Origin of the sequence: Microbacterium sp. NPDC080005 (assembly GCF_040702445.1) — a bacterium.
Classification (GTDB): domain Bacteria; phylum Actinomycetota; class Actinomycetes; order Actinomycetales; family Microbacteriaceae; genus Microbacterium; species Microbacterium oleivorans_D.
This window is the reverse complement of record NZ_JBFBLD010000001.1, coordinates 617,357-640,244: the sequence shown is the minus strand read 5'-3', so window position 1 is coordinate 640,244 and position 22,888 is coordinate 617,357. Positions and strand designations below refer to the sequence as shown.

Sequence of the window (22,888 nt, the reverse complement as noted above, 5' to 3'; positions counted from 1 at the left end):
GCACGCCTCCTCAGCCGGCGGCCGCCCGCGCCGCCGCGGGCAGGGCGTCGACGATGCGGCCGATGGCGGCGGCGTCGTGCGCGGCCGTGACGAACCACGCCTCGAACGCGGACGGCGGCATCGAGACGCCGCCCTCGAGCATCGCGTGGAAGAACCGCCCGTACGCATCCGCATCCTGGGAGGTCGCGGTCGCGTAATCGGGCACGCCGTTCACGACGGCCTCGCCGAAGAAGATGCTGAAAAGGGTTCCCGCCCACTGCACGACGTGCGGGACACCGGCATCCGTCAGAGCGGCGGATGCCGCGTCCGCGACGGTGCGCGCGACGGAATCGAGCGTGCGGTAGACCGCGTCGTCGGCGTGGGTCAGGGTTGCAAGACCCGCTGCGACGGCGACCGGGTTCCCCGACAGCGTGCCCGCCTGGTAGACGGGACCGGTCGGCGCGAGGAGGTCCATGATGTCGGCGCGCCCGGCGACGGCGGCGACGGGGAGACCCCCGCCGATGACCTTGCCGAAGGCGATGAGGTCGGGGACGACATGCTCCCCCGCGGCCTCGAGCACACCCGCGTAGCCCGAGCGCGACGAGCGGAAGCCCGTGAGCACCTCGTCGCTGATGAGGAGGGCGCCGTTCCGGTGCGCGATCTCGGACAGGAAGGCCGTGAAGCCGGGTGCCGGGGGCACGACGCCCATGTTGGCGCCCGCGGCCTCGGTGATGATGGCGGCGATCCGTCCCTCGTGGGCGCGGAAGACCTCCTCGACCGCGGCCCGGTCGTTGTAGCCGATGACGAGGGTCTGCGCGGCGATCGGTGCGGGGACCCCCGCCGACCCCGGCAGCGCGAGGGTCGCGAGACCCGAACCGGCCTGCGCGAGGAGCCCGTCGGAGTGACCGTGGTAGTGCCCGGCGAACTTGACGAGCAGGTCGCGACCGGTCGCGGCACGCGCGAGACGGATCGCCGTCATGGTCGCCTCAGTGCCGGTGGAGACGAGACGGATCTTCTCGGCGGCGGGGACGCGCGCGCGGATCTCCTCGGCCAGCTCGGTCTCGGCGGATGTGGGCGCGCCGAACGAGAGCCCGCGCTGCGCCGCCTGCACGACAGCCTCGATCACGGCCGGGTGCGAGTGGCCCAGGAGGGCGGGGCCCCAGCTGGCGACGAGGTCGACGTAGTCGCGGCCGTCGGCATCGGTCACGTAGGCGCCCTGCGCCGACACCATGAACCGCGGCGTGCCGCCGACGGAACCGTAGGCGCGGACGGGCGAGTCGACGCCGCCGGGGATGACTCCGCGGGCGCGGTCGAACAGCTCCTGGTTGCGGCTCATGCGAGTTCCTTCCCGGCGCGCAGCCAGTGCGCGACCTCGACGGCCCAGTAGGTGAGGATGACGTCGGCACCGGCACGGCGGATGCCGACGAGGCTCTCGCCGATCGCGCGCTCGCGGTCGATGAGGCCGGCGGCGGCGGCGTGCTCGATCATCGCGTACTCCCCCGAGACCTGATAGGCCCACACGGGCACGCTCGAGCGGTCCGAGACACGGGTGAGCACGTCGAGGTACGGCATGGCGGGCTTGACCATGACGACGTCGGCGCCCTCGGCGATGTCGACGAGTGCCTCCTCCACGCCCTCGCGGGCGTTGGCGGGGTCCATCTGGTAGGTCCGACGGTCGCCCTGGAGGGTCGACTCGACGGCGTCGCGGAACGGGCCGTAGAACGCGGAGGCGTACTTCGCGGAGTAGGCGAGGATCGCCACGTGCGCGAACCCGGCGGCATCCAGTCCCGCGCGGACCGCGGCGACCTGGCCGTCCATCATCCCCGACAGGCCGAGCACGTCGGCGCCGGCGCGAGCCTGCGCGACACCCATCTCGGCGTACACCTCGAGCGTCGCGTCGTTGTCGACCGAGCCGTCGGCGGCCAGCAGACCGCAGTGGCCGTGGTCGGTGAACTCATCGAGGCACAGGTCGGCCTGCACCGTCAGCCGCCCGGCCGCGGCGCGCGCCGCGACGGCGATCGCGCGGTTGAGGATGCCCTCCGGGTCCGTAGCGCCGCTGCCGACCGCGTCGCGCACGGCGGGGACGCCGAACAGCATGATCCCGCCGATCCCCGCGGCCGCGGCCTCATCGACGACGTCGGCGATCGCGTCGAGCGGATGCTGCGAGACCCCGGGCATGCTGGCGATCGGCTGGGCCTCGGTGATGCCCTCCTTGACGAAGACCGGGAGCACGAGCTGCGAGGGCACCAGGTGGTGTTCGGCCGCGAGGCGGCGCAGAGCCGGCGTGCCGCGCAGACGGCGCAGGCGACGGGTGGGGAACGAGGTCATGACGACTCCTTGACGGGGAGATGGGCGTCGAGCTCGGCGATCAACGCGTCGATGCTCTGGGTCTGTGCGGTGTGGGCGACGGTGAATCCGAGAACAGCCGCATCGCGCGTCGTCCCCGGTCCGATGGAGGCGACGAGTGTGGATGCCGGCAAGCGCCCCACCTGGCGGCGCAGCTCCCGGCCGACACTGAGCGAGGTCAGCAGCACGACGTCGATCGCGCCGGAGCGGAGACCGCCCGCGACCTCGGGCTCGAGGTCCACGCCGACGGTCCGGTAGGCGATGCAGACGTCGACGGCGAAGCCGCGCACCTCGAGCTCGTCACTGACGACCGCTTGGGCGAGGTCGCTGCGCACGACGAGGGAACGGCCGGTCGACGCGGGCGTCCGGTCCGCGCACCACTGCGCAGCGAGCGCCGCGGCCGACGACGGTCCGGCGGGCACGAAGTCCACCTCCCAACCGGCCTCGGCGACCGCGCGCGCCGTGGCGCGACCCACGGCGGCGATCCGGGTCGTCTCCGGGATGCGGACCCCGTGCTGTCGCAGCTGATCGACGCTCGCCGCGCTCGTGACGAACAGCCAGGCGTAGGTTCCGTCCGACAGGGCCGCGAAGGCCCGATCACGCGCCGCGGTGTCGCGGGGCGGGGCCGAGGAGATGACGGGAGCGACGACGGGCTGGGCACCACGGGCGCGCAGGTCGGCGGCGACCCGGTCGCCCCACCCACCGCCGCGCGGCACGAGGACGTGGGCGCCGCGCAGGCCTCCCCCGGTCATCGGGAGGTGCCCGCCAGATCGGCGAGGTCGGCGGCACCGCCCTCGAGGAGCTCGGCGACGACGTCGGCGGCGGCGGCGGCGAGGTCGACGTGCGGGTCGAGGCGACGCTCGGCCGTGACCGACCGCGTACCGTCCTCGGCGTAGACGTGCGCGACCAGGGTCACCACGTCGCGGTGGTGGACGGCGTCGATCGCGACCGGTGCGGCGCACCCGGCCTCGAGGCGTCGCAGCACGGCGCGCTCCAGATGCGCGGCGTGCGCGGTCTGGGCGTCCTCGATGAGCGCGACCGCCTCGGCGACGGCGGTGTCGCCGTCACGGACCTCGACGGCGAGCGCGCCCTGCGCGGCCGAGGTGGGCCAGTCGAGCACCTCGGTGATGGCGGCATCGCGGCCGATGCGCCGGAGGCCCGCCTCGGCGAGGATGATCGCGTCGTACTGCCCCTCGGCGACCTTCCGCAGCCGGCTGTCCACGTTGCCGCGGATGCCCTCGACCACGAGGTCGGGGCGACGCGCCCGCACCTGGGCGACGCGGCGCGGTGAGCCGGTGCCGACGCGGGATCCCGCGGGCAGCGCGTCGAGGGCGAGCCCGTCGCGCGAGTGCAGGACGTCGCGCTGCGAGGCCCGCTCCGGGACGGCGCCGACGACGATGCCGGGGTACGGCGCGGTCGGCAGGTCCTTCATCGAGTGCACGAGGAAGTCGCACTCGCCGCGCAGGAGGGCATCCCGCAGCGCCGTCGCGAACACGCCCGTGCCGCCCATCTGCGCGAGCGGGCCGGTGAGGACGTCGCCCTCGCTCGTGATCGGCACGAGTTCCACGCTCCGACCGGATGCCGCCGCCACAGCATCCGCCACGTGCTGCGACTGGGTCGTCGCCAGCAGGCTCGCCCGGGTGCCCAAGCGGAGCGCCGAGGTCACGGTGCCACCCCCGAGAGTGCCGGCTGGAAGCCGAGACGCTTGTTCTCGCAGCATCCGGGGCGGCACACGTCGTACCAGGGGCCGAGGTCGGTGACGGCGGGGCGCTCGGCGGCGGGGGTGCCGTTCAGGCGCTCCTCGACGAGGTCGACCAGACCCGCGACGTAGCCCGGGTGCGTGCTGGGGGTCGCGGTGCGGACGGCGATGAGCCCCAGATCCTCCGCGGTCTCCATCGCCTCGGTGTCGAGGTCCCACATGACCTCCATGTGGTCGCTCACGAACCCGAGCGGCACGATGAGGACGGCCTTGCGTCCCCGACCCGGCAGCTCCTGCATCGCGTCGTTGATGTCGGGCTCGAGCCAAGGCACCTGCGGCGGGCCGGAGCGGCTCTGGAAGACCAGCTGCCAGGCGCCCGGGAAACCGAGCCGCGAGATGATCTCCTCACCGACCGCGAGGTGCTGGGCGACGTACGCCCCGCCGGGTCCGAAGCCTCGCTCCGGCGGGCCGGAGCGGTCGGCGTCGGAGGTCGGGATCGAGTGCGTCGAGAACAGGATCTCGACGTCGTTCGCGAGGTCGGTGACACCGCGCTCGGCGAGTTCGGCGATCCCCGCACGGATGCCCTCGACGAACGGCGCGACGAACCCGGGGTGGTCGAAGAACTGGCGGACCTTGTCGATCTGCACGTCCTTCTGGTGGCCGGTGGCCTCGACGGCGTCCGCGAGATCCTCGCGGTACTGACGGCACGACGAGTACGAGCTGTACGCGCTCGTGGCGATCGCGAGGAGCGTGCGCCGGCCGTCGGCGACGGCGGAGTCGATCGCGTCGGTGACGTACGGCATCCAGTTGCGATTGCCCCAGTAGACCGGCAGGTCGAGTCCGCGCGAGGCGAGCTCGGCGTCCAAGGCGGCTTTGAGCTCGCGGTTGTGCTCGTTGATGGGAGACACCCCGCCGAAGTGGCGGTAGTGGTGGGCGACCTCCTCGAGACGCTCGTCGGGGATGCCGCGGCCGGCGGTGACGTTGCGCAGGAACGGGATGACGTCGTCTTGTCCCTCGGGGCCGCCGAATCCGAGCAGGAGGATGCCGTCGTAGGCCACCGGCGTGGTGGCGTGCGGCTCTCCCGCGCAGGTCCCCTCCGTCGCGTTCGGGATGACGCAGCCGTCGGCCACGACCACCCCCGATGCGCGGGGTGGCTTCGGGCGGAACCCCGCGCCCGGGGACCCGATGTTCTGCGCGCTCACGACAGCACCTCCGCCAGTTCGTCGATCTCCACGCGCCGTCCCGTGTAGAACGGGACCTCCTCGCGCACGTGACGACGCGCGTCGGTGGCACGCAGCTCACGCATCATGTCGACGAGGCTGATCGGGTCGTCGCTCTCGAGCGGGAGGAGCCACTCGTAATCGCTGAGGCCGAACGTCGAGACGGTGTTGGCGACGACGTCGCGGAAGGCGGCGCCCTTGCGGCCGTGCTCGGCGAGCATGCGGGAGCGCTCCTCCTCGGGCAGCAGGTACCACTCGTAGCTGCGGACGAAGGGGTAGAGGCAGAGCCACCCGCGGGCGTGCTCGCCGCGCAGGTACCCGGGGACGTGACGCTTGTTGAACTCGGCCTCGCGGTGCACGCCCATCGCGCTCCACACGTTCGTGAAGGCCGCGAGCACGGGGGTGCGGCGGAGGCCGCGCAACGCCTTCTGGAGAGCTGCCGGGTCCTCTCCGTGGAGCCACACCATCACGTCGGCCTCGGCTCGCATCCCGGTGACGTCGTAGAACCCGCGGAGGGTCACCTCGGAGGCGGGCAGCGCGTCGACGGCCGTGCGCAGTGCGTCGAGGTCGGCGCTCGATGCGGCGACGCGCGGGCGGGGGCCGGCCAGGATCGAGAAGAGCGTGTAGCCGAGGCCGGGGGCTGACAGATCGTCAGCAGACATGACGTACTCCTTCGGAGGGGGTGGGGTGGGACAGCAGTTCCGCCGCGACGGCGCGAGCGTGAGGGATGACGGAGGCGAGACCGGTCCCCGAGGCGACCGCACCGAGGAGCCGGATGCCGCGGCTCGCGGCCGCGGCCGCAGCGGCGACCTTCACCTCGGGGGTGACGACGGCGTCCGACCATGACACCGGCGTGATCTCCCGGACGTCAGCGGGGTTGACACAGACACCGGTCAGCGTGCGGACGGCGGCGGCGATCTCGGCGGGCGTCTCGAGGCCGCCGGCGGCGGCGTCCCGTGCGGACAGCCGGATGACGTGCGCACCCGCCGGCAGCGCCGCGGCGGCCCATTCCCACTTGGCGTCGACGTGGGTGAGCGCTTTGGCGGCCGAGGGCACGTCCGGGGCGGCGATGACGCCGGACCCGACCGGGTGGCGGTCGAACGCCGCCGAGGCGATCTCGGCGACGACGAGACGCACGGGTGCGGCCGCGGGCGCCGCGACGCCGAGCAGACGCGACGCGGATGCAGGTCCGGTCGCGACCACGACCTCGCGGGCGACGAGCGTCTCGCCGTCGAGGACGACGTCCGCGCCGGCGCTCGTCGTGCGGATCTCGCGGACGGTCGCTCCGGTGCGGATGACGGCGCCGGCGCGCAGCGCTGCCATCTCGAGTTCCGCCGCCAGACGCCAGAGCCCCCCCTCCACGCCGCGGACGGCGGAGCCGGCACGCGCGTGCGGCGCGAGGGCGTCGACGGCCGCCGTCAGCGAGCCGAGCTCCTGGAAACGCCCCCACAGGGCCGGATGAAGAGCCGAGAGGGTCACCGCATCGGCGCGCTGCGAGTACACGCTCGCGCACAGGGGCTCGACGAGGCGAGCCGTGACGGCGGCGCCGAACCGTGCCGTCGCGAGCTCCGCGAGGCTCGGCTCGACACCCTCGAAGACGGCCGGATCGACGGGGAGATGGCGTTCCCGCGCCGCCCGGCGCGCACCGGCGCGGCCGATCACACGGACGACATCGGCCGCGGCGGCATCCGCCGGCATCCCGATGAGGGCCCGCCGCGGGAGCGGCGCCCGTCCGACGCGTCCCATCCGCCGGCGGAACGCGACGTGCGCCCCGCCGGGGCGGGGCTCGACGAGCTGCACGGCGAGGCGCGCGTCGGCCACGAGGTCGGCGACCCCGGTCGTGCGGGTGGCGAAGGACTCGGCTCCGAGGTCCACGGCGACCCCGGCGACGGTGCCGCGGCGCAGCATCCCTCCGACGGCATCCCCCGCCTCGAGCACGACCACGTCCCGCCCGGCGCCGGCCAGCTCCCACGCCGCGGTCAGCGCGGCGACGCCGCCTCCGACGACGACGACGTCGTGCACGGCAGGGGAACCGGTCACGGTGCGCGCCAGTCGTGGACCGCCCGGACCACCGCCGAGATCGCGTCGGGGTCCGCTTCCATGGGCACACCGTGCCCGAGGTTGAAGACATGCGCACGGGCAGCGAGTCCCGACTCCAGCACGCGGTGCACACCCGCGGTCCGCACCGGCTCGGGGGCGAACAGCAGCGCCGGGTCGAGGTTGCCCTGGATCGTCAGGTCGCGATCGATGCGGCGGCGCGCCTCGTCGAGGGGCACGCGGTAGTCGACGCCGAGCGCGTCGATGTCGGGCGTCGCCATGTCGGCGAGGATCTCACCCGTCCCGACGCCGAAGTGCACGAGCGGCAGACGATCGACTCCCTCTGGCAGCGGCAGCGAGCGGGCATGCTGCAGCGCGGCGACGGATGCCGGGAGCACCGACGCGCGGTAGTCGTCCGGGTGCAGTCCGCCCGCCCACGAGTCGAACAGCTGCCCCGCGCTGGCACCGGCGTCGATCTGCAGAGCGAGGAAGCGCCCGGTGACCTCGGCGAGCCACATCGTCAGGTCCTCCCACGCAGCGGCGTCCTCGTGGATGAGGCGCCGCGCGGCGAGGTGATCCTTCGAGGGACCCCCCTCGACGAGGTAGGCCGCGAGCGTGAAGGGCGCGCCGGCGAAGCCGATGAGGGGCAGCGGCTCACCGCGCTCCTCGGACAGCTCGGCGAGCATCGCCGTCGTGCGACCGACGGCATCCGCGATGACGCCGCCACGCTCGACGACGAGCGCCGGGTCGATCGCGACGGCCCGGGCGATGTCGGCGGGGGTGCGCAACGGCTGCGAAAAGACGGGGCCGCGACCGGCGACGATCTCCACGTCGATGCCGATGAGAGCCAGCGGCACGATGATGTCGCTGAAGAAGATGGCGGCGTCGACGCCGTGCCGGCGCACCGGCTGCATCGTGATCTCGCTCGCGAGGGCCGGGTCGAGGCAGGCGTCGATCATCGAGCCCTGCGAGCGGAGCGCGCGGTACTCGGGCAGGGACCGGCCCGCCTGCCGCATGAACCAGACCGGCGTCGTCCGGGGGCGGTCGCCCAGCAGCGCGCGGACAAGACGGGACTCGCGGGTGCGCGCGGCGATGAGGGGGTGGCTGATGCCGGGAATGATGAGCTCCTCGAATCGGTTAATCGATATACTAGTCGCGATCCAAGGGGGTTCTCCGCACCGTGCTCGTCTGCCTCACCGCGCATCAGCGCTCCACGCCGTTCGATTCCCTCGAGCGGCTGTCGACGGTCGGCGACGACCTGGCCGAGCGTCTGTCCGCGGTCCACGATTCGATCCGGGGCGCGGTGGTCCTGGCGACCTGCAACCGCTTCGAGGCGTACTTCGACCTCGCCGAGGAGCCCGACCTCGCCTCCCCCGTCCCCGCCATGGATGCCGCCATGGAGGAGATCGCCGGCGCCGCCGACATGGACTACCGGTCGCTGCGCGAGAACGTCGACTTCGCCCACGGCAACCAGGTCGCCCATCACCTGTTCACCGTCGCGTCGGGCCTGGACTCCGTGGCCGTCGGCGAGGACGAGATCGCGGGGCAGGTCCGTCGCGCCCTCGAGGCGGCGCGCGGACGGGGACTGACCACGGCGCCCCTCGAGCACCTGTTCCAGCGCGCGACGGAGACCTCGCGCGCCGTGAAGAACACGACGCGACTCGGCGAGTCCGGCCGCTCCCTCGTACGCCTCGCCGTCGATCTCGTCAGCCCCCGCGTCGATTGGGCCACGTCCCGTGTGCTCCTCGTCGGAACGGGCCGTTACGCGGCCGCTGCCCTGGCGGCGCTGCGCGCTGTGGGGGCCGCCGACATCCGCGTGCACTCCCGCTCGGGCCGCCAGAAGTTCGCGAACCGCGAGCACCTCGTGCACGTGAGTGTGGCGGACTACGCCGCCGAGGCCGCTGCCGCCGACGTCGTGGTGACCTGCACGGCCACGACCGACACCTTCGCCCTCGACGCGTTCTCGCACGCGACCGCCCGTGCGGGCAGCACTCGCGCCCAGGTCGTCATCGACCTCGGCCTGCCCCGCAACGTCGACCCTGAGGTGGCCCTGCTCCCCGGCGTCGAACTGCTCGACCTCGAGACCATCCGACTGCACGCCCCTGTCGACGAGGCCGAGACCGTCGGGCAGGCGCGCGAGATCGTCGAGGCCGCCGCGAAGCGGCACGCTGCGGCGCGACGTGTGCACGAGGTGTCTCCGTCGGTCGTCGACCTCCGGGGCTTCGTGCACACCGTGCTCGATGAGGAACTCACCCGCGCACGACGGCGCGGCGACTCGGCCGAGGTCGAGACCGCGTTGCGGCACTTCTCCGGAGTCCTGCTGCACCAGCTGATCGCTCGCGGCCACACGCTGGCCTCGTCGGGATCGGGGCCGGAGTGGGCCGAGGCGATACGCACCGTGCTGCCCGAGCCGCGCCACGGCGGTTCACCGGACGAGGGCGAGCAGCCGTGACTCCGAGCGTCACTCTGAAGGACATCGCGCGCGCCGCCGGCGTGTCGACGGCGGCCATCAGTCAGGCGCTCAACGATCGCGGCAGCATGCGTCCCGAGACGCGCGAACGCATCAAAGCGATCGCCGCGGAACTCGGGTACGTCCCCAATCGGCATGCGACGGCGCTGCGCAGCGGTCGCACCATGACGGTCGGCTTCGTCATGGGCGACGATCCCGACGGCGATCGGCGGGGGGAACTCCGGCGCGTGCGCAAGCTGACCTCCCTCGTCCGCGCCTCCGCGGCGCACGGGTTCACCGTCACGGTGCTGCCGGACTCGAACCCCGACCTCCTCGCGGGCACGACCCTCGACGCCCTCTACGTCCCCGACGCCCGCGGCAACCGCGAGCTGCTGCTCGCCGCCATCGCCCGCGGCATCCCGATCGTCGCGGACGATCAGTTCGTCGACGGCTCCCGGGGTCTCAGCATCCGCACCGGCTACGACGCCGCGGTACGCGCGGGACTCGACGAGCTCGCACGCGCGGGCGCTCGGCGGATCGCGTTCCTGACGGAGGACGGCGGCGCTCCCCGCGATGAGATCGGGCGGGCCGCGTACGAGATCTGGAGCTCCGTGCGCGGCCGCGAGCCTCTCGTGCGCGCAGTCGACGCCTCGCGGCGCACCCTCCCCCGCCTCATCACCGATGTCCTCGCCGACGGCGCGGACGCGATCTTCGCCGGCGCGGAGGACGGGCCGGACGTCTATCTGCAGCTCGAGGAGATGCGGCTCGTCATCCCCCGCGACGTCCAGCTCGTCGCCCTCTGCTCCACCGACTGCGCCGTCAACCGCCGCCTGGGCGTGACGCACGTCTGCATCCGGCCGGACCTCGCGGCGGAGGCGATGTTCGACACGCTCCCGGCCGCGCTCCTCGACGACGGCCCGCGGGTCGTGGACCTGCCGTGGGAGCTCGTACCGGGGTCGACGACGCGTCCGCCGGTGCCGGCCGCGCTCGCTCAGTCCGTGAAGGCGCCGTAGACCTCGAGGGTGTTCTGCGCGAGCTGTGCGCAGAGTTCCTCGAGGGGGATGCCGAGCTCATCGGCCATGAACCGCACGGTGACCGGCACGAGGTACGGGGCGTTGGGGCGCCCCCGGTGCGGAGTCGGTGTGAGGAAAGGCGCGTCCGTCTCCACGAGGATCCGCTCGCGCGGGGTCACGGCGAGGGCGTCCCGCAGGTTCTGGGCGTTCTTGAAGGTCACGTTCCCGGCGAAGCTCAGCCAGTAGCCGCGGTCGGCGCAGTACCGCGCCATGTCGGCATCGCCCGAGAAGCAGTGGAAGACGGTCCGCTCCGGGGCTCCGACGCGGTCCAGGGTCTCGAGGACCGCCGCATGCGCGTCACGATCGTGGATCTGCATCGCGATCCTGTGACGCTTGGCGATGTCGATGTGCGCCTCGAAGCTCAGCATCTGAGCCGGGATGCCCTCGTCCTCGGTGCGGAAGAAGTCGAGCCCGGTCTCCCCCACCGCGCGCACCCGCGGCTGCGCCGCCAGCTCGTCGATGACCGAGATCGCCTCGTCCAGCCGACCGGCGGCGTGGTAGGCGGGGGCCTCGTTCGGATGGATGGCGACGGCGGCGAGCACCGCCGGATGGGATGCCGCGGCCCACGCCGACCACCGGGACGACTCGATGTCGCCGCCGGCCTGCACCACGCCGACCACACCGACCTCGGCCGCGCGAGCGAGCTGGTCATCGAGGCCCCGCGGCTCGTCGCCGTCCTCGATCTCGAGGTGAGCGTGGTTGTCGTAGACGGCGACAGGGAGCGGATCGGGCGCTTCCGGCCAGCGGACGTCGCGGGCCGACTGCTCCCGCTGACGGACGTAGGTGCTGGGATCGGTCGTCATGCCGTCTGCTCGACACGCGGGAACAGCGGCGCGAGCGCCCCCACGCGGGTGCCGGCCGGCAGCTGTCCCCAGGCGCCCGCCTCACGCAGCGGCTGCGCCGTGAGCTCGCCCGGAGCGCCGAGGGCGTCCCACAGCGTCGCGGTGGACGTCGGCATGACGGGCGAGAGCAGCACGGCCAGCGCGCGCAGACCCTCCGCCGCCGTGTACAGCACCGTCGAGAGGCGACCGCGGTTCGCGTCGTCCTTCGCCAGCGCCCACGGCTCGTTCTCGGTGATGTAGCCGTTGAGCTCGTCGACGATCGTCCAGATCGCGGCGATCGCCTCATCGGGGCGGAACGCGGTCATCGCAGCGTCGGCCGCGGCCGCGGCATCCGCCACCGTCGACTGCACGCGGAGGTCGAGGTCCGTGGCGTCGCCCGGGGTGGGGACGACACCGTCGAAGTAGCGTCCGATCATGGCGATGGTGCGCGACGCGAGGTTGCCGAAACCGTTCGCGAGCTCGGCCTGGTAACGCGCCGACAGGTCCTCCCACGAGAACGACCCGTCCTGTCCGAACGCGATCGCCGAGAGGAAGTAGAACCGGTAGGCATCGGAGCCGAAGACATCCGTGATCTCGGTCGGCGCGATGCCGGTGAGCTTCGACTTGGACATCTTCTCGCCGCCGACGAGCAGCCAGCCGTGGGCGAAGATCCCCTTCGGCACCTCGAGACCGGCAGCCATGAGCATCGCGGGCCAGATGACGGCGTGGAAGCGGAGGATGTCCTTGCCAACGACGTGGTAGGCAGGCCAGCGCCGCTCGAACTCCGCCGGGTCGTCGCCGTAGCCGACCGCGGTCGCGTAGTTCAGCAGCGCGTCCACCCAGACGTAGATGACGTGCGACTCGTCCCACGGCACGCGGATGCCCCAGTCGAACGCGGAACGCGAGATCGACAGGTCTTTGAGGCCGGATCGCACGAACGAGACGACCTCGTTGCGCGCCGAGTCCGGGCGCACGAAGTCGGGCTGGGTCTTGTAGAGCTCGAGCAGCCGATCCTGGAACTCGCTGAGCTTGAAGAAGTAGTTCTTCTCCTGCAGCAGTTCGAGGGGCTTGGAGTGGATGGCGCAGACCTTCAGTCCTTCGAACGGACCGGTGCCGTCGACGATCTCGGCCTCGGGCTTGAACTCCTCACAGCCCACGCAGTACAGCGCCTCGTACTCACCGGCGTAGATGTAGCCGCTGTCGTAGAGCGCCTGGACGAACTTCTTGACGCGCTCCTCGTGGCGGGGCTGCGTCGTGCGGATGAAGTCGTCGTTGGCGACGTCGAGCGTCGTGAGCAGCGGGAACCAGCTCTCCTCGACGAGCTTGTCGACCCACTCCTGCGGGGTGACGCCGTTCGCGGTCGCGGCGCGGAGCATCTTCTGCCCGTGCTCGTCGGTGCCGGTCAGCATCCAGGTGTCATCGCCTGCCTGCCGGTGCCAGCGCGCGAGCGTGTCCACCGCCACCGAGGTGTACCCGTGCCCGATGTGGGGCAGATCGCTCGGGTAGTAGATGGGGGTGGTGATGTAGAAGGAGCCGCCGGAAGTCACCAGGAGATTCTACGGGCGACGGCGCGGGCGACGCCGTTCATGACGGCTCAGGCGCTCGCGCGCGGGACGAGTGTCGTGGGGAGCACGATCGACTCTCCCGGGCCGCCGTCGATGACCTCGAGCAGGACCTCCACCATCCGTCGCGAGATCTCCGACCACGGCTGTCGCATGGTCGTGAGGGGCGGATCGGTCGTCGCGGCGAGGCCGGAGTCGTCGAATCCCGCCACCGCGACGTCCTCGGGGACGCGACGACCCGCGCGGCGGAGCGCGGCGATCGCTCCGACCGCCATGATGTCGGATGCCGCGAACACGGCGTCGATGTCGGGCGCCCGCTGGAGCAGGCGGGTCATCGCCGCCTCGCCCGCCTCGCTGGAATAGACGTCCTGCTCGACGAGCGCGGGGTCGAAGCGGTCGCCCATCTCGTCGCGGAACCCGATGAGGCGGTACCGCCCGCCCGGGGTGTCGTCGGGACCGGTGATGATCGCGATGCGCTGGTAGCCGCGGTCGAGCAGATGTCGGGTCATCTCCCGCGCGGAGCCCTCCTCGTCGACGGAGACCGTGGGCACGTGCGCGCGGTCGCCGAGCGGGACGCCGGTGCACACGGTGGGCACCCCTGCACCGGTGAGGGCGGCCAGCAGCGGATTGGACTCGTGGGACGAGATGAGCAGGACGCCGTCGACGTGACCGGCCCGGACGTAGCGCTCGATGTTCGCGTACTGCGAGGGGTGCTCGGCGATGAGGAGGACCAGCGTCGTGTCGCGAGCCGCGAGCGCCTCGGTCGCCCCGCGCAGCAGGAGCGCGAACGTGGGATCGGCGAACAGCAGGTGCTGCGGCTCGGTGAGGAGGAACGCGACCGAGTTCGCCCGGCCGGTCGCCAGCGCACGCGCGGCGTGGCTGACGGTGTAGCCGGTCGCCTGGATCGCCGCCTCGACGGCGACGCGGGAGGCTTCCGACACCCACCGACCGCCGTTGATCACGCGCGAGACGGTGCCATGGGAGACGCCGGCGACCTCTGCGACGTCCCGGATGGTGGGACGTCTGCGCTCGGAGGGGAGGACCACGCGCTGACTCTATACCCGACTCGGCACAGGCCCCGACGCGGTCTGGGACCGGTCACAGTTCGATAACAGGAGCCGGGTGACGCACGGCATCCGCAATAGACTCCGATCGAACCTGTTACCGGTCCCAGCCCTCTCCAGGGCGCGGCACCGCGACACCGCCCGATCGATGAGGATGGCACCGGAGCATGACGAGCCCCGCTTGGCCGCGACTGGAGGGCATCGCCTACGGCGGTGACTACAACCCGGAGCAGTGGCCGCGCGAGGTCTGGGACGAGGACGTGCGTCTGATGCGCGAGGCGGGGGTGAACCTCGTCAGCATCGGGATCTTCTCGTGGGGCCTCCTCGAGGTCCGTGAGGGCGAGTTCGACTTCGGCTGGCTCGACGACGTCATCGCCCTGCTCCACGCGAACGGCATCGCCGTCGACCTCGGCACGCCCACGGCCTCTCCCCCGGCCTGGTTCTTCGCGCAGTATCCCGACGCCCGCGCCGTGACCAAGGACGGCGTATCGATGGGCTTCGGCGCCCGCGGCATGGTGTCGCACTCGGCGCCCGAGTACCGCGCCGCGATCGCCCGCATCGCCGGCGCCCTCGCCGAGCGGTACGGCGACCACCCCGCCGTCGTCCTGTGGCACATCCACAACGAGTACGGCGTCCCCGTGGGCGAGGACTTCTCGCCTCACGCGGTCCGCGCCTGGAGGCGCTGGCTCGAGGAGAAGTACGGCTCGATCGCGGGCCTCAACGCCGCCTGGGGAACGGCTTTCTGGGGACAGCACTACGAGGAGTGGGACCACGTCGGGGCCCCCGCCGCGGCCCCCTCGACGATCAACCCGGCGCAGAAGCTCGACTGGGCGCGGTTCACCGACGCCATGCTCCGCGAGTGCTTCCGCATCGAGAAGGCCGCGATCCGCGCGCACGCGTCCCAGCCCATCACGACGAACTTCATGGCGAACCAGCACCACGGCGTCGACCTCTGGGCCTGGGCCGACGAGGTCGACGTGGTCTCGGACGACCACTACCTGTGGGCGGCCGACGAGGAGGGCGAGATCGGACTCGCGATCGCCGCGGACCTCTCGCGGTCGGTCGGGGGCGGGAAGCCCTGGATCCTCATGGAGCACTCGACCTCGGCCGTCAACTGGCAGCCGCGGAACGTCGCGAAGCGCCCCGGCGAGATGGCGCGCAACTCCCTCAGCCACTTCGGACGCGGGGCCGACGGCATCCTCTTCTTCCAGTGGCGGGCGGGACGGTCGGGCGCGGAGAAGTTCCACTCCGCGATGCTCCCCCACGCGGGCACCGCATCGCGCGTCTTCCGCGAGGTCGTCGACCTCGGCGCGAAGCTCGGCCGGCTCTCCGAGGTGCAGGGATCACGCGTCGAGGCCGAGGTCGCGGTCCTGTGGGACTTCGAGTCCTTCTGGGCGCAGGACCTCGAGTGGCGCCCCTCCGAGGACGTCAGCCACGACGAGCGCATCCGCGCCTTCTACGAGCGACTCTGGCGCGACGACATCACGGTCGACTTCGCCCTCCCCGGCCACGACCTCTCGCCCTACCGCCTCGTCGTGGTCCCGTCGCAGTACCTGCTGTCCGCAGCGGATGCCGCGAACCTCACGGCCTACGTCGCGCGCGGCGGCACGCTCGTCGTGTCCTTCTTCTCGGCGGTCGTCGACGAGAACGACGCCGTCCACCCCGGTGGGTACGGCGCGCCGCTGCAGGACGCGCTCGGAGTCCGCGTCGAGGAGCACCTGCCCTTGCGACAGGGGGACGTTGCAGGGATCGCACTCGGCGACGAGCGCTTCGCCGCCGACGTCTGGCAGGAGGACCTCGTGGTGACGGGCGCCGATGTGCGCGCCGTGTACACCGACGGTCCCGCCGAGGGGCGGCCCGCCGTCACGCGGAACGTGCACGGTGGAGGTGTCGGCTGGTACATCAGCACGCGACCGGATGCCGAGGGCCTGCGCGCGATCATGCGCGAGGTCTACGCGGACGCCGGCATCGACCTGCCGCCGACGCCCGACGGCGTCGAGACGATCCTCCGGCGCGGTGACGCGGCGGACTACCTCGTGGCGATCAACCACGGCACCGACGAGGTGTCGCTCACGACCTCCGGCACGGATCTGCTCACGCAGGCCGATGTCCGGGACACGCTGGTGCTCCCCGGGGGCGACGTCGCCGTCGTCCGTGTGGCGCACACAGCTCCACGGGGCGATCGATGACCGATCGCCCCACGACGGGACACCGTCGACCGCACTGAGAGAGAAGCCGTCGTGGCCACCCGGCCACGACGATCACACCCCGGTCGTGACGGCGCGACCTCGCCAGAGGCCGCCGGACCGACCACATCCGGAAGGAAGATCCATGCGCAAGATGGGTATCGGCCTCGCCGCACTGGCGGCGGGCTCCCTCCTGCTCGCCGGCTGCGCGAGCGGCACCGGCACGACCCCCGCCCCGGCGGAGTCCGAGGCTCCGATCGATGCCAGCGGCGTCACCCTCACCGTCTGGACCGACGAGAACCGCAAGCCGGCGATCGAGGCGGCCGCGAAGACGTTCGAGGACGAGACCGGCGCGAAGATCGAGCTCGTCCAGAAGAACTTCGAGGACATCCGCAACGACTTCACCAACCAGGTGCCCACCGGCGAGGGCCCGGACATCACGATCGGCGCGCACGACTGGCTCGGCAGCCTCGTCCAGGCCGGTGTCGTCTCGACGGTCGACCTGGGCGAGTCGGCATCCGACTTCGAGAAGGTGGCCACCGACGCGTTCACCTACGACGGTCAGACCTACGCGCTGCCGTACTCGCTCGAGACGATCGCGCTCATCCAGAACACGGATCTCGTCGGCGAGGACGCACCGGCGACGTTCGACGACATGATCGCCGCGGGCACCGAGTCCGGCGCGGAGCGGCCGTTCGTCATCAACACGGCGGGCCAGACCGGTGACGCCTACACGATGTACGGCCTGCAGACGTCGTTCGGTGCGCCGGTCTTCGTCCAGGACGACTCCGGCTCGTACACGAGCGAGGTCGGCATGGGCGGCGACGCCGGCACTGCGTTCGCGACCTGGCTCGGCGAGCACGGCGAGAAGGGCTCGGGCGAGATCTCGACCACGATCGACTACGACACCAACAACGAGCTCTTCGCCTCCGGCAAGGCCGCGTACACGATCCAGGGCCCCTGGGCCGTCGAGACGCTCACGGCGCAGGGCGCGAACATCAAGGTCAACCCGATCCCGTCCGCCGGCGGCGAGACGGCTTCGCCGTTCGTGGGCGTGCAGGGCTTCTACATCTCCTCGGAGAGCAAGAACGCGCTCGTCGCGCAGGAGTTCCTGACGAAGTACCTCGCCACCTACGACGCGCAGAAGGCTCTGTACGAGGCCGACCCGCGCATCCCGGCGTGGTCCGAGCTCGCCGAGGAGGTCTCCTCCGACCCCGTGATCGCCGGCTTCGTCGCGTCGTCGCAGAACGGTGTGCCGATGCCGAACATCCCGCAGATGGGCTCGGTCTGGGACCTCTGGAACGCCGCCCAGGTGCAGATCATCAAGGGCGCCGACCCGGCGGGGACGTGGACCAAGATGGTCTCCGACCTCGAGGCGACGATCGGCTGACAGTCGTCCGGGGGCGGGGCGCATCGCCCCCGCCCCCGGGCACCATTTTCCTCGAGAGGGAGACGACATGACGGCTCTGCAGAGCCCCACCCTGCCGGAAGAGGCGCCCGCGCCGGCCGAGTCGCACGCCAGACGCTGGTCCGGGCCCGGCTGGGGGTTCCTGGTCAAGCTGGTCCTCATGGGCCTCGTGAACGCGGTCGGACTGCTCGGCATCGTCGCCGCATTCCAGGCGGAGTCCTGGATCGTCTTCGGCGTCGCCGTCGCGCTGCTGCTCGCCGCCGACGTCGTGTACTTCACGAAGCGGGCGCTGCCCCTGAAGTACCTGCTCCCGGGACTGTCGTTCCTCCTGGTCTTCCAGGTCTTCATCTTCCTGTACACCGGCTACATCGCCTTCACGAACTACGGCGCGGGCCACATCGGCTCGCAGGAGCAGGCCGTCACCTCCTCGCTCGCGCAGGGCGAGCGCCGTGTCGAAGGCGCTCCGACCCTTCCTCTCACCGTCGTCGAGCGCGGCGGCGAGCTCGGCTTCGCCGTCGTCGAGGACGGCCAGGTCCTGGCGGGATCCGCCGACGACCCGCTGAGCGCGGTCGGCCCCGCCCCGGCATCCGGCGCTGCCACCCAGGTGCCGGGCTGGAACGTCGTCCCGCGCAACCAGATCATCGGCGACCAGGCGACGCAGCAGGCGGTCATCGACCTGCGCGTGCCGGTGTCCGACGACCCCAACGAGGGATCGATCCGCACGCGCGACGGGTCGAGCGGCGCGGTCTACCTGTCGACGATGACGTGGGATGCCGAGACGCAGACCATCACCGACAGCGCGACGGGCCTCGTCTACCACGCGACCCCCACCGGCAACTTCGTCGCCGACGACGGAACCGCCCTCCCGACCGGCTGGGTCGTCAACGTCGGCTTCGCGAACTTCGTCGAACTGTTCACGAACCCGGCGATCCTCGAACCCCTCGGTCTCGTGACGGGCTGGACCTTCGCGTGGGCCGTCCTCTCGGTCCTCATCCCCTTCGCGATGGGTCTCGTGTTCGCCCTGATCTTCAACGATCCCCGCGTGCGGGGACGCAAGGTCCTGCGGACGCTGTTCATCCTCCCCTACGCGTTCCCGGCCTTCATGTCGGCACTGCTGTTCCGCGGCATGTTCAACGCGGAGTTCGGTGTCATCAACGAGTTCTTCTTCGGCGGCGCGAACATCGACTGGCTCGGCGACCCGTGGCTCGCACGAGGGGCCGTCCTCTTCGTGAACGTCTGGCTGACCTACCCGTACTACTTCCTCGTCTGCACGGGCGCCCTGCAGGCACTTCCGCAGGATGCGCTGGAAGCGGCCTCGATCGACGGGGCGGGCCGGTTCCGTCAGCTGCGCGCGATCATCCTGCCGCTCGTGCTCGTCTCGACGGCGCCGCTGCTGATCTCGTCCTTCGCGTTCAGCTTCAACAACTTCACGATCATCTACATGTTCAACAACGGCGGGCCGGCGATCCCCGGCGCACCGTACGCACTCGGATACACCGACATCCTCATCTCCGCGATCTACGACATCTCGGGTGTCTCCGGCGGCGCGGCCGACTATGGCCTCGCGAGCGCCCTGTCGATCCTCGTGTTCCTCGTCGTCGGCGTCGTGTCGGCGATCGCCTTCCGTCAGACCAAGAAGCTCGAGGAGTACCAGTGATGTCCGCTCCCTCCCCCGCCGCCGCGAACACCGCGACGATCACGACCGGATCCGCCCGCCCCGCTCGTCCGGCGACGCTGCGCCCCGCGCAGCGCAAGCGCTGGGTGCTGGAGGTCGGCTGGAAGTACCTCGTCGCCGCCGGCATCCTCTTCTACGCGATGTTCCCGCTCGTCTACGTGTTGTCGGCGTCGTTCAATCCGAACGGGACCCTGTCGGCGGCGAATGCCCTCTTCTCCGTCGTCGACATCGGCAACTACACCGCCCTCGGCGGCACGAGCTACTGGGCCTGGTACGGCAACACCCTGCTGGTCGGCGGCGCATCGGCCGCGGGAGCCGTCCTCATGGGGGCGGCGGCCGCCTACGCGTTCTCGCGGTTCCGTTTCGCGGGTCGACGCGTGAGCCTCACGGCGCTGCTCATCGTGCAGATGTTCCCGCAGGCGCTCGCCTTCGTCGCGATCTTCCTCATGCTGCTCACCCTCGGCGAGGTGTTCCCGGCGCTCGGGCTGAACTCCAAGATCGCGCTCATCTGCGTCTACCTCGGCGGTGCGCTCGGGGTGAACACCTTCCTCATGTACGGGTTCTTCAACACGATCCCGATGGAGATCGACGAGTCGGCGAAGATCGACGGCGCGACCCACGCGCAGATCTTCTGGCGACTCATCATGCCGCTCGTGACGCCGATCCTCGCCGTCGTCGGCCTGCTCGCGTTCATCGCGGCCTTCGGCGACTACATCATCGCCAAGATCGTGCTCGTCTCGGAGGACAACTGGACGCTCGCGGTCGGGATGTTCCAGTGGGTGTCGAACCAGCTCGCGAGCAACTGGGGACTCTTCGCCGCGGGGGCGATCCTCGCCTCGGTGCCGGTGCTGGCGCTGTTCCTGTCGCTGCAGCGCTACATCGTGGGAGGTCTGACCGCGGGCTCCGTCAAGGGCTGAGCGGCTTCTTCGCCGCGACCGCGGCACGGTAGAGGTCTCGCGAGGGGAGTCCGGTCTCCCGCGAGACCTCGCCGGCGGCATCCTTCAACCGCATCCCCGACGCGACGAGCGCCTGCACCTGCGCGAGCGCGTCATCCTCGCTCACCGCTCGGACGCTCGCGCCCTCGACGACGACGACGATCTCGCCGCGCACGCCCTGCCGAGCCCACTCCGCGAGCTCCCCCAGCGGAGCGCGCACGACCTCCTCGTGGAGCTTCGTCAGCTCGCGGCAGACCGCCGCGCGACGCCCGGACCCGAAAGCCTGTTCCATCGCCGTGAGGGTGTCGGCCAGGCGAGACGGCGCCTCGAAGAAGACCATCGTGCGCGCCTCGGACGCGAGCGCGCCGAACACCGCCCGGCGCTCCCCCGCTTTGCGCGGCGCGAATCCCTCGAAGGTGAACCGGTCGGTCGGCAGCCCCGCCAGGGCCAGCGCCGTGATGACCGCGCTCGGACCGGGCAGCGCCGTGACGTCGACGCCCTGCTCCACGGCGGCGGCGACGACCGCGTAGCCGGGGTCGCTGACCGTCGGCATCCCCGCGTCGCTGAGCAGCAGCACGTCCTCGCTCGCGGCGAGCGCGACGAGCTCCGCGGCGCGCTGCTTCTCGTTGTGGTCGTGCAGGGCGATCAGACGCGGCCGATTGTCGATCCCGAGTGCCTGCAGCAGCCGCTGCGTGGTGCGGGTGTCCTCGGCGGCGACGACGGTCGCCTGCTCGAGTGCGGTGCGCAGCCGCCCGGTCGCGTCACCCAGATTTCCGATCGGGGTCGCGGCGAGGATCAGCACCGCCCCAGCATAGGCTGGTCGCCGTGAGCTCGACCGCGGAACCGCTGCTGCCCGCGGTCCCCGCGCGGCAGCCCCTGAGCGCCCGTCTCGACACCGCGCGGCGGCGCCTCGCCGTCGACGCGGTGCTCGGTCGCCGTCTCGCCTGGATCGCGCCGCTGGCGATCACACTGCTCGCCGGCATCCTGCGGTTCTGGAACCTCGGGCACCCCCACGCCATCGTCTTCGACGAGACGTACTACGTGAAGGATGCCTGGAGTCAGTGGAACCTGGGCTACGCGTCCACCTGGCCCGAGGACGCCGACGCCCGGTTCACCGACGGCGAGACGGACATCTACACGGACGCGCCGAGCTTCGTCGTGCATCCACCCCTCGGCAAGCTCCTCATCGGGGCGGGGATGGCCCTGTTCGGCCCGACCTCCTCGTTCGGATGGCGCGTCGCCGTCGCCCTGGCGGGGACGCTGGCGGTCCTCGTCCTCTATCTGATCGCGTGGCAGCTGACCCGATCGGTGCTCTTCAGCTCGGTCGCCGCAGGTCTGATGGCGATCGACGGTCTCGCCATCGTGATGAGCCGGGTGGCGATCCTCGACGTCCTCCTCACGTTCTTCGTGCTCCTGTCGGTCTGGTTCTTCCTCATCGACCGCCGTCGTCATCTCGACCGTCTGGCCGAGGCGATGCTCAGACGGGATGCGGCCGGTCGCGCCGCCTGGTGGGGACCGGTGCTCTGGGGACGCCCGTGGCTGGTGGCCGCGGGGATCGCCGGCGGGGCGGCGTGCGGGGTGAAGTGGTCGGGCGCCTGGGTGCTCGCCGCCCTCGGGCTCTACACGGTGGTCAGCGACGCTCTCGCGCGGCGACGCCTCGGCATCCACTTCTGGCCGGCGGATGCCGTGCGCCAGGGCGTCGCATCCTTCGTGCTCCTCGTGCCGGTGGCGGTCCTCGTCTACCTCGCCGCCTGGACCACGTGGCTCACCACCGACGGCGGCTACGAGCGACACTCCGTCGATGCGGACCCCGCGCGCGGATTCTGGTCATGGGTGCCGCTGCCCCTGCAGAACCTGTGGCACTACCACCAGACGATCTACACGGCGACGGCGGAGATCACCTCGTCCCACCCCTACGCGAGCCCCGCCTGGCAATGGCCGCTCCTGCTGCGGCCGACGTCGATGTACGCGAACAGCACGGCCGACGGCGTGGGCGGCTGCGCGAGCGCGCGCGGCTGCATCGAGATCCTCTACTCCATGCCGAACCCGCTGCTCTGGTGGCTCGGTGTCCTCGCCGTGCTGTGGCTCGCCGTCCACGGGGTGCGCACGCGGGACTGGCGCGCCGCCGTCGTCCTCGCGGGCGTCGCCGCAACCTACGTGCCGTGGCTGTTCTACCCGAGCCGGACGATCTTCCAGTTCTACACCGTGCTGATCCTCCCCTTCCTGATCCTCGCGCTGACGTTCGCGCTGCGGGCGATCGCGGGCTCCCGGCACGCCGACCCCCACCGTCGAGCGGCCGGGCGCCGCACGGTACTCGTGATCCTCGGAGTGATCCTCGCCGTCTCCGCGTTCTGGTACCCGCTCTGGTCGGCGATCCGGGTGCCGTGGGAGTTCTACTGGCTGCACAACTGGCTGACGGGATGGGTCTGAGGAC

At 71.6% G+C, this 22,888-nt stretch carries 19 protein-coding genes; 7 read left to right on the top strand and 12 right to left on the bottom strand.

The features are described 5' to 3' along the window. Positions 1-10: 10 nt before the first annotated feature. From hemL to hemE, 8 genes are read right to left on the bottom strand one after another with little or no spacing between them, the layout of a single operon-like run. A complete protein-coding gene (gene hemL, locus AB0259_RS03020) occupies positions 11-1,315 on the bottom strand; it encodes a glutamate-1-semialdehyde 2,1-aminomutase (protein ID WP_366220702.1) in 1,305 nt (434 codons plus the stop codon). Further along, positions 1,312-2,307 (bottom strand): porphobilinogen synthase, encoded by a 996-nt coding sequence (gene hemB, locus AB0259_RS03015; protein ID WP_366220704.1) that lies wholly within the window; start codon positions 2,305-2,307, stop codon positions 1,312-1,314. The genes hemL and hemB overlap by 4 nt, the downstream gene beginning before the upstream one ends. After that, positions 2,304-3,077 carry a uroporphyrinogen-III synthase gene (locus AB0259_RS03010; RefSeq protein WP_366220706.1) on the bottom strand — a complete coding sequence of 258 codons (774 nt, stop codon included), beginning with the start codon at positions 3,075-3,077 and terminating at the stop codon, positions 2,304-2,306. Before AB0259_RS03010 ends, hemB begins: the two co-directional genes overlap by 4 nt. Continuing rightward, complete coding sequence (gene hemC / locus AB0259_RS03005; protein ID WP_366220707.1) at positions 3,074-3,991, bottom strand: hydroxymethylbilane synthase; 918 nt, start codon at positions 3,989-3,991, stop codon at positions 3,074-3,076. The genes AB0259_RS03010 and hemC overlap by 4 nt, the downstream gene beginning before the upstream one ends. Then, positions 3,988-5,226 (bottom strand): ferrochelatase, encoded by a 1,239-nt coding sequence (locus AB0259_RS03000; RefSeq protein WP_366220709.1) that lies wholly within the window; start codon positions 5,224-5,226, stop codon positions 3,988-3,990. The genes hemC and AB0259_RS03000 overlap by 4 nt, the downstream gene beginning before the upstream one ends. Continuing rightward, positions 5,223-5,906: a hydrogen peroxide-dependent heme synthase gene (hemQ, locus tag AB0259_RS02995; RefSeq protein ID WP_251579985.1), complete on the bottom strand. Its 684-nt coding sequence runs from the start codon at positions 5,904-5,906 to the stop codon at positions 5,223-5,225. The genes AB0259_RS03000 and hemQ overlap by 4 nt, the downstream gene beginning before the upstream one ends. Further along, positions 5,896-7,284, bottom strand: coding sequence for an FAD-dependent oxidoreductase (locus tag AB0259_RS02990; protein WP_366220711.1), 1,389 nt, complete (start codon positions 7,282-7,284; stop codon positions 5,896-5,898). The genes hemQ and AB0259_RS02990 overlap by 11 nt, the downstream gene beginning before the upstream one ends. Further along, complete coding sequence (gene hemE, locus AB0259_RS02985) at positions 7,281-8,402, bottom strand: uroporphyrinogen decarboxylase (protein ID WP_366221397.1); 1,122 nt, start codon at positions 8,400-8,402, stop codon at positions 7,281-7,283. The genes AB0259_RS02990 and hemE overlap by 4 nt, the downstream gene beginning before the upstream one ends. A 59-nt stretch (positions 8,403-8,461) precedes the next feature. Between hemE and AB0259_RS02980 the strand changes: the two genes are divergently transcribed. Together AB0259_RS02980 and AB0259_RS02975 are read left to right on the top strand one after the other, a co-directional pair. Next, positions 8,462-9,733: a glutamyl-tRNA reductase gene (locus AB0259_RS02980; protein ID WP_366220713.1), complete on the top strand. Its 1,272-nt coding sequence runs from the start codon at positions 8,462-8,464 to the stop codon at positions 9,731-9,733. Beyond that, the gene (locus AB0259_RS02975; RefSeq protein ID WP_251579977.1) at positions 9,730-10,743 is read left to right on the top strand and encodes a LacI family DNA-binding transcriptional regulator; all 1,014 of its coding nucleotides are present in this window, start codon (positions 9,730-9,732) and stop codon (positions 10,741-10,743) included. The genes AB0259_RS02980 and AB0259_RS02975 overlap by 4 nt, the downstream gene beginning before the upstream one ends. Here the strand turns inward: AB0259_RS02975 and AB0259_RS02970 are convergent. Genes AB0259_RS02970 through AB0259_RS02960 form a run of 3 tightly spaced genes read right to left on the bottom strand, consistent with a single transcriptional unit; the run spans position 10,722 to position 14,232 of the window. Further along, positions 10,722-11,606, bottom strand: a complete 885-nt coding sequence (locus tag AB0259_RS02970) for a TatD family hydrolase (RefSeq protein ID WP_366220715.1) — start codon at positions 11,604-11,606, stop codon at positions 10,722-10,724. The two genes, AB0259_RS02975 and AB0259_RS02970, sit on opposite strands and share 22 nt — an antisense overlap. Then, entirely contained in the window at positions 11,603-13,171 is a 1,569-nt protein-coding gene (metG, locus tag AB0259_RS02965) for a methionine--tRNA ligase (protein WP_366220717.1), read from the bottom strand. The genes AB0259_RS02970 and metG overlap by 4 nt, the downstream gene beginning before the upstream one ends. Positions 13,172-13,218: 47 nt before the next feature. Further along, positions 13,219-14,232 (bottom strand): LacI family DNA-binding transcriptional regulator, encoded by a 1,014-nt coding sequence (locus AB0259_RS02960; RefSeq protein WP_251579965.1) that lies wholly within the window; start codon positions 14,230-14,232, stop codon positions 13,219-13,221. A gap of 185 nt (positions 14,233-14,417) precedes the next feature. Between AB0259_RS02960 and AB0259_RS02955 the strand changes: the two genes are divergently transcribed. From AB0259_RS02955 to AB0259_RS02940, 4 genes are all read left to right on the top strand, one after another. Beyond that, a complete protein-coding gene (locus tag AB0259_RS02955; protein WP_366220719.1) occupies positions 14,418-16,439 on the top strand; it encodes a beta-galactosidase in 2,022 nt (673 codons plus the stop codon). Positions 16,440-16,581: 142 nt separating this feature from the next. After that, complete coding sequence (locus tag AB0259_RS02950) at positions 16,582-17,826, top strand: extracellular solute-binding protein (RefSeq protein WP_251579959.1); 1,245 nt, start codon at positions 16,582-16,584, stop codon at positions 17,824-17,826. Between the two features lie 67 nt (positions 17,827-17,893). Continuing rightward, entirely contained in the window at positions 17,894-19,501 is a 1,608-nt protein-coding gene (locus AB0259_RS02945; protein WP_366220722.1) for an ABC transporter permease subunit, read from the top strand. Next, entirely contained in the window at positions 19,501-20,436 is a 936-nt protein-coding gene (locus tag AB0259_RS02940) for a sugar ABC transporter permease (RefSeq protein WP_251579955.1), read from the top strand. The genes AB0259_RS02945 and AB0259_RS02940 overlap by 1 nt, the downstream gene beginning before the upstream one ends. Here the strand turns inward: AB0259_RS02940 and rsmI are convergent. Beyond that, positions 20,426-21,256, bottom strand: a complete 831-nt coding sequence (gene rsmI, locus AB0259_RS02935; protein ID WP_251579953.1) for a 16S rRNA (cytidine(1402)-2'-O)-methyltransferase — start codon at positions 21,254-21,256, stop codon at positions 20,426-20,428. The two genes, AB0259_RS02940 and rsmI, sit on opposite strands and share 11 nt — an antisense overlap. Before the next feature lie 23 nt (positions 21,257-21,279). Here rsmI and AB0259_RS02930 point away from each other — a divergent pair, with 23 nt between their 5' ends. Then, positions 21,280-22,884 (top strand): phospholipid carrier-dependent glycosyltransferase, encoded by a 1,605-nt coding sequence (locus AB0259_RS02930; protein WP_366220725.1) that lies wholly within the window; start codon positions 21,280-21,282, stop codon positions 22,882-22,884. Positions 22,885-22,888: the final 4 nt, after the last annotated feature.

Excerpts from the sequence above, each read along its gene's own strand:
- AB0259_RS02970 (WP_366220715.1), bottom strand. The coding sequence starts at position 11,606 with ATGACGACCGATCCCAGCACCTACGTCCGTCAGCGGGAGCAGTCGGCC.
- hemB (WP_366220704.1), bottom strand. The coding sequence starts at position 2,307 with ATGACCTCGTTCCCCACCCGTCGCCTGCGCCGTCTGCGCGGCACGCCG.
- AB0259_RS02955 (WP_366220719.1), top strand. The coding sequence starts at position 14,418 with ATGACGAGCCCCGCTTGGCCGCGACTGGAGGGCATCGCCTACGGCGGT.
- AB0259_RS03010 (WP_366220706.1), bottom strand. The coding sequence starts at position 3,077 with ATGACCGGGGGAGGCCTGCGCGGCGCCCACGTCCTCGTGCCGCGCGGC.
- hemL (WP_366220702.1), bottom strand. The coding sequence starts at position 1,315 with ATGAGCCGCAACCAGGAGCTGTTCGACCGCGCCCGCGGAGTCATCCCC.
- AB0259_RS02945 (WP_366220722.1), top strand. The coding sequence starts at position 17,894 with ATGACGGCTCTGCAGAGCCCCACCCTGCCGGAAGAGGCGCCCGCGCCG.
- hemQ (WP_251579985.1), bottom strand. The coding sequence starts at position 5,906 with ATGTCTGCTGACGATCTGTCAGCCCCCGGCCTCGGCTACACGCTCTTC.
- AB0259_RS02950 (WP_251579959.1), top strand. The coding sequence starts at position 16,582 with ATGCGCAAGATGGGTATCGGCCTCGCCGCACTGGCGGCGGGCTCCCTC.
- AB0259_RS02940 (WP_251579955.1), top strand. The coding sequence starts at position 19,501 with ATGTCCGCTCCCTCCCCCGCCGCCGCGAACACCGCGACGATCACGACC.